The organism is Rahnella sp. CG8, from assembly GCF_023701875.1.
GTDB lineage: Bacteria > Pseudomonadota > Gammaproteobacteria > Enterobacterales > Enterobacteriaceae > Rahnella > Rahnella aceris.
In genome coordinates this window covers 1-12,586 of the sequence record NZ_JABAED010000053.1, presented here as the reverse complement: position 1 = coordinate 12,586, position 12,586 = coordinate 1, and the positions used below count along the sequence as shown (strand labels likewise).

The window sequence follows — 12,586 nt, the reverse complement described above, 5'->3', positions numbered from 1 at the left end:
ATCGGGCTGCCGTGGGCATCAGCGGGAGCCATCCCGGGTCATCTGAAGCATTTTTACAGCAACGCAGCGATGCTAAAGCTGCCCTCGAGGCGTGAGCGTGAATATGCGAGGGAAGTGAGAGAAAAAAGGTCAAAATATCCCTTAAAAAACAATGCCGGTCACCTTAAGTGACCGGCATTACGCTGAGCGCCCTTTTCTTTTGTGCGAAAACAACATTACGTCATACGGCGTTTCTGCATGTTTTTCCAGATCCACAACCCGGCAATCGCCAGCGCGAACACCACACCGAACCCGATGCCAATCGCCACCACCGGCGCACCGGCCATCACCACCAGCGAATACAAGCCGAGCATCAGCAGCATGGCGGTGTTTTCACCCAGATTCTGTACGGCAATCGCGTTACCGGCACCGACAGAAATTTTACCGCGATGTTGCAACAGGGCATTCAGCGGGACCACAAAGAAGCCGCCTAAAACCCCCACCACCACCAGCACAATGTAAGAACTCAGCATGCTGGTTTGCAGCGCAAAGACCACCACGGCGATACCAATGGCGACGCCTGCTGGCAGGCAGCGTTTCACGGTTTCCAGACGGATTAACTTCGCCGCTGCTCCCGCACCAAACACAATCCCGATCGCCACCATCGCATTCAGCAAGGTCGGGGTTTTGTTATCGGTGATGCCCAGCGCCACGGGAACCCACAGCACCAGCAGGAAACGCAGCGTCACGCCCGCGCCCCAGAACAAGCTGGTACCGACCAGCGAGAAGCGGGTTTCGCCATCCTGCCACAAGGTTTTGCAGGCAGAGAAAAACGTCCGGCTCATTTTTGCCGGATTCCACGACTGCCCCGGACGCGCCGGGTTCAGCTTCGGAATAAACCAGTTTGCCGCCACTGCCGCGCCATACGCCAGCACACAGATACCGAGCGCCGCCAGAATGCTCCAGTCTGCCAGTGCGCCACCGGCCACAGAACCCAGCAGGATCGCGGCAATGGTAGAGGCTTCCATCAGGCCATTGGCTTTCACCAGTTGTTCACCACTGGCGATCTCGCCCAGAATGCCGTATTTCGCCGGTGAATAAGCCGCAGCGCCAATGCCGACCAGCGTATAACCGAGGAACGGATTCATGCCCGCGCAAATCACCGCCGCGCCCGCCAGTTTCAGCAGGTTAGCGACCATCATCACGCGGCCTTTGGAAAAACTGTCGGCAAACTGCCCGACAAACGGCGCGAGAATGATGTACGTCGCCACGAACGCCATTTGTAAAACGGGCTGGCTCCAGTCGGGATAAAGCTGTTGTTTGATCAGCGCCAGCGCGGCAAACAACAGCGCGTTATCACCGAAAGCCGACAGGAACTGCGCCACGATCACCGCCGTCATACTCTTTGACATCAACGGCCCTGCAGCTGCCTTTAAAGGCTGACTCATGCTTCACTCTCCGGGTTCTCTGCCATCTCGCGCAGGGTGACAAAATCGGGTTTACCGCTGCCGAGCAACGGTAACGCTTTAACGACGCGAATTTCACGCGGCACGGCCAGTTCCGGCAACCCCAGTTCACGGGCAGCTTTACTTAACGCATCACGACGTAATTCAGGATCGGTGGTGAACAGCACCAGTGCCTCGCCTTTGCTGGCATCACTGCGCGATGTCGCCGCATGCTGTTTATCGGGTGAAGCCTTGATCGCCAGTTGCTCGACACTTTCCAGCGAGACCATTTCTCCCGCCAGTTTGGCAAAACGCTTCACGCGACCACGGATGGCACAGAAACCTTTTTCATCCAGCGTGACGATATCACCGGTGTCATACCAGCCCGCCTGCATTTCACCTGCGGCATTCTCAGCCTGCGGAGTTTCCAGCACACCCGGATTTTCGACGCGCAGATAGCCTTTCATGATGTTCGGCCCGCGCAGTTGCAGACGACCGCCCTCCTCAATGCCCGGCACGGTAATCAGACGAGACTCCATCCCCGGCAGAATTTTGCCGACGGTATTCACTTTGGTCGCCATCGGTACGTTGATCGCCACCACCGGCGCACATTCGGTCACACCGTAGCCTTCGAGAATGCGGATACCGAATTTGTTCTGCCAGATTTCTTTGGTGCTTTCAGCCAGTTTTTCCGCACCGGCCACCACATACCGCAAGCGGGCAAAATCATACGGATGGGCAAAGCGGGCGTAATTACCCAGGAAGGTTGAAGTACCGAAAAGCACGGTACAGTTCTGGTCGTAGACCAGTTCGGGCACGATGCGGTAATGCAGCGGACTCGGATACAGGAACACGCGAGCGCCGGTGATCAGCGGCGTTAACAATCCGACGGTCAGGCCAAAGGCGTGGAACAGCGGCAGCGACGACATAAAGCGGTCACGCGGCGTGAAGTCCGCCACGGTACGGATTTGCTCGACGTTAGCCAGCAGGCTGGCGTGTGAATGCACCACACCTTTCGGATTGCCTTCAGAACCCGAAGTAAACAGCACCAGTGCTGCATCATCGGCTTTTTGCGGCAGCATCGCACGACGCGGGAAGATCAGATGGAACAGGATCCACAGCTTGTCCTGCATGGTCACCGTGTCTTTCAAATCTTCCAGATAGACCCAGTTCGCCTCTGGCACGTTTTCCGGCAGGTGCGTCAGTTTGCCTTTTTCAAGGAACTGGCGGGAGGTAATAATGGTTTTGATCTGCGCCGCTTTCATCGCGCTTTGCAGCCCTTTGGCACCCGCAGTGTAGTTAAGCAACGCCGGAATACGGTTGCGCATTGACGCGCCAAACAGCGCCGCCGCCATGATCGTGGCATTTGGCAACAGCATCCCGACATGCTCACCTTCGCGGGTAAAACGTTGCAAAATGCGGCTCACGCCCAGGCATTTTTTCAGCAGTCCCTGATAGGTATCTTCTTTGAACGCGATATCAGCGATACAGGATTTGCGACGGCCATAACGGGTTTGTGCAGACAACAACGCCTGATACAAGGTTTCCGGTTCGCGGGTATCCATACGCGCCTGCATCATAATTTTATGCAGTTGCTCACCGGCGAGAATGCGGCGGTCACGGGAACGCGGCGCATCCGGCATCGGAATGGTAGTCGGCGGCAAAAGATTGATAGTGACTTTCGGGAACCAGCGGATTTTAAAGCTGCCGAACAACCGGCCAAACGGCGTATATTCCGGCCCGTCTATGCGCACCGGAATGACGGTCGCCTGTGACTTCGCCGCCACAAAGGCCGCGCCGTCGTAAATCTTCATTAATGAACCGGTAACCGTAATGCGCCCTTCCGGAAACACAACTACCGGACGCCCTTTCTCCACCTCGCGGATCAAATGCTTGATCGCCATCGGTTTGGTGGGATCCAGCGGCATGAAGTCCACATAGGGTTTCAGCCAGCGCATAAACCAGCTGTCCGTGATGTTGGAATACACTGCAAATACCGGTTTGACCGGCAGGAAAAGCACCAGCAACATGCCGTCAATAAACGAGACATGGTTCGGCGTGAGGATTAAACGCGGGTAATTAAAATCGTTTCTCGCCGGGGTCACGGTAACCCGGAACATCAGGCGGAAGAGCCATCTGAACGCGGCGAAAAGAAAGTTATACATGTTTGCCATCTCCTTATGTGTCATCCCTGATCTTGAAGAAAAAGGTTGGGGAAACAGCATACTATAAGCCGCTGAAAAATGACGACAGTCAGAGAGAGTTTAGGAGGGAACTGATCGGTGTGCCGGAGTTGAGGCAAAAAAAAACCTACGCATCCGCGTAGGTTGGTGCAAATTTAATCGGTATCAACATGCAGAGCACGTTGATGATTCACCAATCAATACCTCTGGGACGTTCAATTTAGCTGTTTTGTACGAACCACAGCCAGCAGGCAATCGAAACATAATTCCGCAAAGTGTAACGAGTGGTGAAAATAGGCCCGATTTATCCTAAATCGGGCTAACTATTTAAAAACTACCTTAAACAGGTCCCACTTCGACCAGGCAACTCATGGCATTTGGCCCCTGCGTCAGACGCGACGTGCCGATATCCAGCGTCAGTACATTCGGGTTCCCCGCCTGCTCGGTTTCCTGCCATTGGCCACCAAAGCCAGGATCAAACCAGGCGCCGGTCGACATCAGCACCACGCCACGCGTAATTCCGTCACTGAGTGACACCCCCGCCAGACAACTGCCACGCGCATTGTGCACTTTCACCCGGTCTCCCTCCTTCAGCTGACGGCTGAGAGCATCTTCCGGATGCATAAACAACGTTTCCTTACCGGCGGTTTTGTTCGACTGCGCCAGCGGCGACTGATCAAGCTGGCTGTGCAGACGATCTTTTGGCTGAATGGAAATCAGGTGCAGCGGCCACTGTTTGGCACTTTCCGCGCCCAGCCATTCTACCGGCGGCTGCCACTCCGGGTGCGGCGCGAAATCATCATAACCGTAACCCGCGATGGTTTCGGAGAACAGTTCGATTTTGCCGCTGTGGGTCCCCAGCGGATTAGCACGCGGGCTTTTACGGAATTCCTCAAAGAACACGTAATCTTTTTCCGGCACCGGCAGTTCAACAAAACCGCGCTCCCAGAAGGTTTCAAAGTCAGGCCATTCCACGCCGGTGCCTTTCTGCGCTTCGCCGCACTGACGGTAAATATGGCGCAACCATTGATCTTCATTACGCCCCTGCGTGAACTGCTCGCGGTAACCGAGACGGTCAGCAATGTCAGCGAAAATATCAAAATCGTTACGCGCCTGATGTTGTGGTGCAACAGCCTGATGCATCGCCAGCACGAAGCGGTCGCGTGACGATCCGCCGATATCATTACGTTCCAGCGAGGTTGTCGCAGGCAGCACGATATCCGCCATCTGCGCCGCTGGCGTCCAGACGTTATCCTGCACAATCACGGTGTCCGGCTTCTGCCAGCCTTCGACCAGACGGTTCAGTTGCTGATGATGATGAAACGGATTACCGCCCGCCCAGTGCACCAGGTGAATATCCGGATAATTCAGCGTTTCGCCCTGGAATTCATACGGCTGGCCGGGATTGAGCAGCATGTCACTGATACGCGCCACGGGGATCGACAAACCAGAAGGATTCGGCCCGGCACTGACGGCAGGCCCCGGCGTGTCATAACGCGGATTACCCACGCTGTTCATCGAGCCGTGACCGAAGGAGAATCCGCCGCCCGGCAAACCGACCTGCCCGAGCATGGCGGAAATGGCGATCATCATCCAGTAAGGCTGCTCGCCACGGTGAGCACGCTGTACAGAATAAGAACAGGTGATAAAGCTGCGTACACCGATCAGATCATCCGCCAGACGCGCAATACGCTCAGCCGGTACGCCGGTAATGTGGCTTGCCCAGTCAGGGGTTTTCGGGATGCCGTCAGTGTCGCCGCGCAGATAGGCGGCAAGCTGCGGATAACCGACGCAATGGCTGGTCAGAAACGCCTCGTCCTGCGCTTCTTTGCGCTGAATCTCAAACGCAACGGCCATCATCAGCGCCGCATCGGTGTTCGGGCGGATCGGGATCCACTCTGCATTCACGAATTCCGGACAGTCGTCGCGCATCGGGCTGATGTTAATGACGCGGGTGCCTTTTTTCGCCAACTGTTCCAGCGCCGGTTTCAGGGTATGTTCCACCGCGCCGCCGGACGCCACTTGCGCATTTTTCAGCGCCAGACCGCCAAATGCGACCAGAATGTCAGCGTGTTCGACCACACTTGGCCACGAGGTCACGCGTCCGGTCAGCGGGGTAAACGTGCCGATAACGTACGGCAGGAAAAATTGCGCCGAGCCCCAGCTATAGTTGCCCTGCTGATCCACCCCGCCGCCACCGGTGAAATAAAAACGACGCACCAGAGAACGGGCGTGATGCAGACGTCCGGCCGATGACCAGCCGTAAGAGCCGTTGAAAATGCCGGAAGCGCCGTAGCGATCACGCACGCGTTTATTCTCTTCGGCCACCAGATCCAGCGCCAGATCCCAGTCCACTTCGACAAAATCTTCGCGGCCCCGCAGAGAACGATCGCTGTTTTCGCGATGTTTCAACCACGAGCGGCGCACGGCCGGTTTGCGGATACGTTTGTCGGAATAGACCAGCGGCGCAATGGAATCGAGCAGAGGTGAAGGATCGGCATCCGCCTTATAAGGTTCACAACGGATTAAGCGGCCATCTTCCACCACAGCGGTATATGCGCCCCAGTGGGCCAGTTGCGGATAGCGTTTTATCGACATAATTTCTATTTTTCTCAGCGCAGATAAATGACTTTAAAAATACCATTCACTGCGCTGACACTTCAAAGAACAAATAATCTTAATAAAACGCATTTCCACCCTATCGCACTGGGATTTCGGTTAATCACCACGATCTTTTCCCGTTACATCGCGCTTACATCAAAAAGTTGCGATCAGCATCCTTGCAGCCACCGGTCTTTTCCGCAAAACTGGTCAGTGTAAACGATTACCCTCACGGAAAACGGAAGTGTTATGGCAACGATTAAGGATGTAGCAAAACTGGCAGGCGTATCGGTTGCGACCGTTTCACGCGTGATAAACCATTCCCCGAAAGCCAGCGACAGCTCGCGGGAAGCCGTACAGAACGCCATGCAGCATCTGCAATATCATCCGAATGCCAACGCCCGCGCCCTCGCCCAACAGGCAACCGAAACGCTGGGGCTGATCGTGGCCGACGTCTCTGATCCGTTTTTTGGCGCGATGGTCAAAGCGGTCGAACAGGTGGCCTACGCCACCGGCAATTTTCTGCTGATTGGTAACGGTTATCACAACGTTGAAAAAGAGCGTCAGGCCATTGAGCAGTTGATCCGCCACCGCTGTGCGGCGTTAGTGGTTCACGCCAAAATGCTGCCGGAAGATGAGCTGACCAGCCTGATGCAGCAAATTCCCGGGATGGTGCTGATTAACCGCACGTTGCCGGGTTTTGAACAGCGCTGTATTGCACTCGATGACCGCTACGGTTCCTGGCTGGCGACGCGCCACCTCATTCAGGCCGGCCATCAGCGCATCGCGATTTTATGTTCCAACCACGGCATTTCCGATGCCAGTGACCGGCTTCAGGGCTATATCGACGCCCTCACCGAACACAACATTCCGGTGGATGACAAGCTGATTGCCTACGCGGAACCGGATGAAATCGGTGGTGAAAAAGCCATGGCGGATTTACTGGGATTGGGCAAAGGATTTACGGCGGTGACCTGCTACAACGACCCGATGGCCGCCGGTGCATTATCGGTATTAAGCGATAACAGTATTGATGTGCCAGGCGAAATTTCGCTGATTGGCTTTGATGATGTGCTGATTTCACGCTATCTGCGCCCGCGTCTGACCACCGTACGTTATCCGGTGGTGGCAATGGCGAATCAGGCAGCGCAACTGGCGTTAGCGCTGGCAAACGGTCAGCCGTTACCGGAAACAACCCATATGTTCAGCCCGACGCTGGTACGTCGTCACTCGGTGAGCGGCCCGGCAAACAGCTAAAGATGTTGATGGAAAAGATGCACCGGCTTATCCGGATAATCCAGCGCATCGCCGATGTATTTCCAGCCAAAACGTTCGTAATAGCCGGTGAATTCGGCATACAAATACAACTCACAAAAGCCGCTGCGGCGGCTCTGTTCCAGTACAAATTCCTGTAACTGCTGCCCCAGCCCGCACGAACGGAAATTTTCATCCACGTATAACGCCGCCAGCCACGGGGTAAGATCCTGACGGCTGATTAAATCACAGCGCCACAGGCCGACGGTTCCTGCCAGCCTGTCGTCTTCGAGTGCGATAAACGTTTGCGGCAAGTCCGCGCCGGACAGGCTGCTTCGCACCACGCTGGCAAAAAACTCCCGGCTGTTTTCGCTGCCAAATGCCTGCCAAAGCCAGTCTGTGACCGCGTCCTGAAATTCAGGCCGTTCACTCAGATTAATAATCTTCATCGCTTTCAGACCATCTTTCCCTGAAAAATCGGCACAGATTCAAACAGATAGCCGTCAAACTCCGGCGCATCCACATCCGACAATTCCATCAGCGTATTTTTCACATTTTCCATGTGCTGCCACATCGCCTGATACGAGCCCATGACGTCGCGGCGGCGCAGTGCGGCCAAAATATTCTGATGATCAGCCAGCCATTTCAGGCGGTAACCGCGGGTAGCTATATGGCTGTGTAACTGTTTCCACAGCGGGCTGGAATCCCGGTGCATCCAGATATTTTTCACCGAATCGAGCAGCATCTGGTTTTGTGTCGCACCGGCAATCAGCAGGTGGAACAGCCGGTCGTTATCACCGCTTTCGTCGTTAGCCACGATGGCGATTTGTTCCTGCTCCAGCGTGCGGCGCAGATTTTCGATATCCGCTTTGGTGGCCATTTTGGCGGCAAACGCGGCAATATTACTTTCGAGCAACTGCCGCGCCTGTAAGATTTCAAAGGGGCCAATCTGCCCCTGATACAACAGTTCGTCTTCGCCTTCTTCCTGAGAAGGAATGCGGATCACGTACACGCCGGAACCCTGACGGATATCCACCGTGCCCTCCAGTTCCAGCATCAGTAAGGCTTCGCGCACAATCGTCCGGCTGACGCCGTAGTTTTCCGCCATATTGCGTTCGGGCGGCAGGCGGGATCCCACGGCGAAATGCCCTTGCTTGATTTGCTCACGCAGGTCATGCCCGATTTCCTGATACTGCTTTCTGTCCTGCGAAACCACACCTTTTTCCACACAATCACCCTGATGCAAAAAACAAAAAAGACCGGATGTTACTGTATCAGAGATAATGCCTGATCCAGCACTTTTGCACCGTTTAACGTGCCGTAAGCCACCATGTCGATCACCGCAATCGGAATGCCGTGTTCATCGGTCAGCTTTTTATTCTCCGCCAGTTTAAAACGCACCTGCGGCCCGAGCAGCACGGCGACAATATCGCGGCCATAGGCTTCAAGCTCGTCACGCAGATTGTTTTCAGGGATCGCGTAGATCTGATATTCCAGCCCCCGCGCAGTAACTTCTTTTTCCATTTTGGTGACCACTAGTGACGTGGACATCCCTGCCGAACAAGCTAAAACGATTCGTTTCATAGTGTTTCCTTAGGTTATTTTTCCTGGTCATCGAGCGTTAAAGACAACACACCGCTTTCACTGAGTGATTTAAACCAGTGAGAGGATTTCTTCTGACGGCGATCACGATTGTTATCAAGATCAATTTCGATCAGCCCGTAACGATTTTTAAAGGCGTTCATTGGCGAGACATTATCGGTAAAGGCCCAGAGCATATATCCCTGACAATTGGCGCCGTCTTCCCGCGCTTTTAATGTCCAGTAAAGATGCTCGGCAATAAATTCAATACGATAGTTGTCCTGAATTTCCCCGCTGACGGCATCGCGAAACTGGCCTTCATTTTCGATACCCATGCCGTTTTCAGCCACAAACCACGAAATATTTCCGTATTCCGCTTTAATGCGCATCGCCATGTCATAAATAATTTTCGGATAGATTTCCCAGCCACGCGATTTATTCATCCGGCGTCCGGGCAATTCGAAATGTTCGTAGTAATACGCCGGATGGAATGGCGTGTCTTTATTCCATTCGCGGGACGGTGCTTTCACCCGGTGCGGGTAATAAAAATTAATACCCACTTCATCCACGGTGTTATTACGGATAACCGCCAGTTCCGCTTCTGTATAATCGAAATGTACGCCGTGCTTTTCCAGTAGCTCCAGCAATTCCTGCGGATATTCCCCGTTGATCATCGGGTCCAAAAATACGCGGTTATAGAATAAATCGTATAAATGCGCCGCCTTTTGGTCATGCGCCGCCGATGAACGGGCGTACGTCACTTCCGGATTTAAAATCACCCCGACGGTACCTGCGGCGTGATATTTTTTGCGATGGAACAGTTCGACCACTCTGGCGGTTGCCAGCACTTTGTGGTGATTCCACTGCATCCATTTCGCGGTGTTTTGCTCGAACGGCCAGCGGATCGCATCCAGATACACGCGGGTTTGCACCACCACCGGTTCGTTGAAGGTAAACCAGCGGCTGACTTTTCCGGCATACCGTTCGAAGACTTTCTCTGCATACAACACAAACAGATCGACGACTTTTTTCGAGCTCCAGCCATCGTATTTTTCGATCAGAAACGCCGGTAATTCGTAGTGTTCCAGACACAGCATCGGTTCGATGCCGTTGCGTTTCATTTCATCCAGATAGTCGTCAATGTAGGCGGCATATTCTTCATCGACCGTACCCAACTCATAGTCGGTGAAAAAGCGCGACCAGTTAACTGACGTGCGGTAATGACTCAGCCCGCTGGCTTTCATCAGCGCCACATCTTCTTTGTAGCGGTTGATGAAATCGGTGGCTTTCGCCGGGCCGTAACCGTTGTGCCAGACATGGCGGTTATTTTTGTACCAGAGATCCAGATACGAATCCTGCCCGTCTTTTTTGCCGCTCCAGCCTTCGGTCTGCCATGCAGAGGCGGCGGCACCGAGAATAAATCCGTCAGGAATGGCGATTGAAACCTTACTCATAACATCCCTCATTTTCCGAATAATTTACGCCGTGGCAGCCTGCTTCTGGCTCTGCTGCATGGCTTCAAGCTGAGCCTGATCGGCACGACGCGCCGCGACTTTCACAAACGGCAGATAAATCAGTACCGCCACCACAATGCAGCCAATCTGGGTAAACACCGCGCCCATCGATCCGGCCGTTGACAGCCAGGCGTTGATAATCGGCGGTGTGGTCCACGGCACCATCACCACCGCGCGTCCGGCGAAACCAAGGCTCGTCGCAAAATAGCCGATGGTGCCGGTGATCAGCGGCGTGATGATGAACGGGATAGCCAGGATCGGGTTGAGCATAATCGGCATACCGAAAATCACCGGTTCATTGATGTTGAAGAAACTTGGCCCGAGGGACAGTTTGGCGATTTCGCGCATCTCTTTGCGGCGGGTAGCGATCATCACCGCCAGCAACAAACCGATGGTACAACCCGAGCCTCCGATGCTCATATATACATCCCAGAACGGCATGGTGATGATGTTTGGCACCTCATGACCCTGCTCAAACGCGGTCATGTTAACCATGATGGCGCCGAGCAACAGCGGTTCGCGGATCGGTTTAATCATCTGGTTGCCATGAATACCAATCACCCAGAACAGCTGCGCGACAAACATCAGCAGCAGAATGCCCGGCAGACTTTGCATCACCGATTCCAGCGGACGCTGAATCACCTGATACACCGCATCGTACAGATACATGCCGGTGACGCGGTGGAATACAAAGCCGAAGGTAGCGACGAGCACCACGGTAATAATGGCGGGAATTAACGCCGAGAATGACGCCGACACATTGGGCGGCACGCTCTCGGGCATTTTTATACGCAGGCCGTTAACCCGTTCCAGACGGGAATAAATCTCCACCGACAGAATGGCAATAAACATGCCGAGGAACAGACTTTTAGTATCGGAGAATTGTTTTGCCAGCACATCTTTCACTTCCTGCATCTGGCCGTTAACCATCATATCGACGGTGGTTGGCGTCACGGCAATAAAACAAATCACTGCCAGCAGGCCGGGAAATAACGAACGTGAGCCGTTAATTTTCCCGAGTTCGATACCAATTAAAAACACCGCACCGATGGTCAGAAAACTGAGCGTGGCGTAGTTAATACTGCTCATGATCGGTTTGAGGGTGGCCAGCCAGGAGAACATTTCAAAATGCGCTAATCCGTTTTTCGGATCCATCACCATATTTGAAATTAAAACTGAGAATGCCCCCACAATAATAACGGGCATTAACGTGATAAAAGACGCCTTAATAGCCATGATGTATCGGAAGCTATTAAAGGTGTTGGCGAATCCCCCCAGAGAATCGATAAAGCGGTCTTTCAGTGACATGACAGCACCTCATTTTCTTTTTTCTATACTTCACAGGTGTTGATTTCGTCTTCACCTTTTATATTGAATGAGGAATAAAGGTGTCGTACGAAGCAGGGTCAGATTCCGGTTCTGTAAATCATCCTGTCGGCCATATTTCGGGAATAATTTCGTAATGTGGCATGCCAAAAAATAGCGGAATACGAATTAATTTCTGTGACAGCGTTCTCACATGTGAATATTGGAATTCCAATATGATGATTTCACCCCTTTCTGGTATACCAATTTGGAGTTTTCGATGGAATTCGATCTGGAACAAACGGTGATGGAGTTATTGATCAACGCCGGAGAAGCACGATCTAACGCCATGATGGCGATTCAGCATGCACGTAAAAAAGAATGGGAACAGGCTGATGCGATGCTGAAAGCCTCGGACGACGCGGCGCGTGTTGCGCACAAAGTACAGACGCAACTGATTGGCCTGGATGAAGGCGTGGGGAAAATTCCGGTGAATCTGATCATGGTGCACTCGCAGGATCATCTGATGACCGCCATGCTGTGCCGTGATCTGGCAGAAGAGATCGTGTTACTGAGAAAAGAGATGTTTGATAAGTAAACTTTCTCCCCTGCGAAGGGGAGGGTTGGGGTGGGGTATTAAGGTCTATAACAAAATTCAAAGTGTGCTTTAACTCATTGCTGTGGTTTTAACACGCCCTCCGAGCCTACCCCGACGAAGGGGTAG

The 12,586-nt window shown here is 53.5% G+C and carries 10 protein-coding genes and 1 pseudogene; 3 read left to right on the top strand and 8 right to left on the bottom strand.

Going from position 1 to position 12,586, the window contains the following annotated elements; all coding sequences use genetic code 11:
- Positions 1-171: pseudogene (locus tag HGO41_RS25210) on the top strand (IS4 family transposase); the annotation flags it as partial.
- A 44-nt stretch (positions 172-215) separates the two neighbouring features.
- Here the strand turns inward: HGO41_RS25210 and lplT are convergent.
- The 3 genes from lplT to HGO41_RS25195 form a co-directional block, all read right to left on the bottom strand.
- Entirely contained in the window at positions 216-1,427 is a 1,212-nt protein-coding gene (lplT, locus tag HGO41_RS25205) for a lysophospholipid transporter LplT (protein ID WP_131638663.1), read from the bottom strand.
- Positions 1,424-3,589, bottom strand: coding sequence for a bifunctional acyl-ACP--phospholipid O-acyltransferase/long-chain-fatty-acid--ACP ligase (aas, locus tag HGO41_RS25200; protein ID WP_250981618.1), 2,166 nt, complete (start codon positions 3,587-3,589; stop codon positions 1,424-1,426). The genes lplT and aas overlap by 4 nt, the downstream gene beginning before the upstream one ends.
- Before the next feature lie 357 nt (positions 3,590-3,946).
- Positions 3,947-6,205, bottom strand: coding sequence for a molybdopterin guanine dinucleotide-containing S/N-oxide reductase (locus tag HGO41_RS25195; RefSeq protein ID WP_013574156.1), 2,259 nt, complete (start codon positions 6,203-6,205; stop codon positions 3,947-3,949).
- Positions 6,206-6,457: 252 nt separating this feature from the next.
- Here HGO41_RS25195 and galR point away from each other — a divergent pair, with 252 nt between their 5' ends.
- On the top strand, positions 6,458-7,465 hold the full coding sequence (gene galR / locus HGO41_RS25190; RefSeq protein WP_013574155.1) for an HTH-type transcriptional regulator GalR: 1,008 nt from the start codon (positions 6,458-6,460) through the stop codon (positions 7,463-7,465).
- Here the strand turns inward: galR and HGO41_RS25185 are convergent.
- The 5 genes from HGO41_RS25185 to HGO41_RS25165 are packed head-to-tail and all read right to left on the bottom strand — an operon-like array spanning position 7,462 to position 11,865.
- Positions 7,462-7,911 carry a GNAT family N-acetyltransferase gene (locus HGO41_RS25185; protein WP_037035169.1) on the bottom strand — a complete coding sequence of 150 codons (450 nt, stop codon included), beginning with the start codon at positions 7,909-7,911 and terminating at the stop codon, positions 7,462-7,464. The genes galR and HGO41_RS25185 overlap by 4 nt on opposite strands.
- A gap of 5 nt (positions 7,912-7,916) precedes the next feature.
- Complete coding sequence (locus HGO41_RS25180; RefSeq protein WP_013574153.1) at positions 7,917-8,690, bottom strand: FCD domain-containing protein; 774 nt, start codon at positions 8,688-8,690, stop codon at positions 7,917-7,919.
- Positions 8,691-8,728: 38 nt separating this feature from the next.
- Positions 8,729-9,046, bottom strand: a complete 318-nt coding sequence (locus HGO41_RS25175; protein WP_013574152.1) for a PTS sugar transporter subunit IIB — start codon at positions 9,044-9,046, stop codon at positions 8,729-8,731.
- A 14-nt stretch (positions 9,047-9,060) separates the two neighbouring features.
- Complete coding sequence (locus tag HGO41_RS25170) at positions 9,061-10,497, bottom strand: glycoside hydrolase family 1 protein (RefSeq protein WP_250981617.1); 1,437 nt, start codon at positions 10,495-10,497, stop codon at positions 9,061-9,063.
- A gap of 24 nt (positions 10,498-10,521) precedes the next feature.
- Positions 10,522-11,865 (bottom strand): PTS sugar transporter subunit IIC, encoded by a 1,344-nt coding sequence (locus HGO41_RS25165; protein WP_013574150.1) that lies wholly within the window; start codon positions 11,863-11,865, stop codon positions 10,522-10,524.
- Between the two features lie 277 nt (positions 11,866-12,142).
- Between HGO41_RS25165 and HGO41_RS25160 the strand changes: the two genes are divergently transcribed.
- Positions 12,143-12,460: a PTS lactose/cellobiose transporter subunit IIA gene (locus HGO41_RS25160; RefSeq protein ID WP_013574149.1), complete on the top strand. Its 318-nt coding sequence runs from the start codon at positions 12,143-12,145 to the stop codon at positions 12,458-12,460.
- Positions 12,461-12,586: the final 126 nt, after the last annotated feature.

Coding starts and splice junctions, on each gene's coding strand:
- HGO41_RS25165 (WP_013574150.1), bottom strand. CDS start 11,865: ATGTCACTGAAAGACCGCTTTATCGATTCTCTGGGGGGATTCGCCAAC.
- HGO41_RS25185 (WP_037035169.1), bottom strand. CDS start 7,911: ATGAAGATTATTAATCTGAGTGAACGGCCTGAATTTCAGGACGCGGTC.
- aas (WP_250981618.1), bottom strand. CDS start 3,589: ATGTATAACTTTCTTTTCGCCGCGTTCAGATGGCTCTTCCGCCTGATG.
- HGO41_RS25170 (WP_250981617.1), bottom strand. CDS start 10,497: ATGAGTAAGGTTTCAATCGCCATTCCTGACGGATTTATTCTCGGTGCC.
- HGO41_RS25160 (WP_013574149.1), top strand. CDS start 12,143: ATGGAATTCGATCTGGAACAAACGGTGATGGAGTTATTGATCAACGCC.
- HGO41_RS25175 (WP_013574152.1), bottom strand. CDS start 9,046: ATGAAACGAATCGTTTTAGCTTGTTCGGCAGGGATGTCCACGTCACTA.
- galR (WP_013574155.1), top strand. CDS start 6,458: ATGGCAACGATTAAGGATGTAGCAAAACTGGCAGGCGTATCGGTTGCG.
- HGO41_RS25195 (WP_013574156.1), bottom strand. CDS start 6,205: ATGTCGATAAAACGCTATCCGCAACTGGCCCACTGGGGCGCATATACC.
- lplT (WP_131638663.1), bottom strand. CDS start 1,427: ATGAGTCAGCCTTTAAAGGCAGCTGCAGGGCCGTTGATGTCAAAGAGT.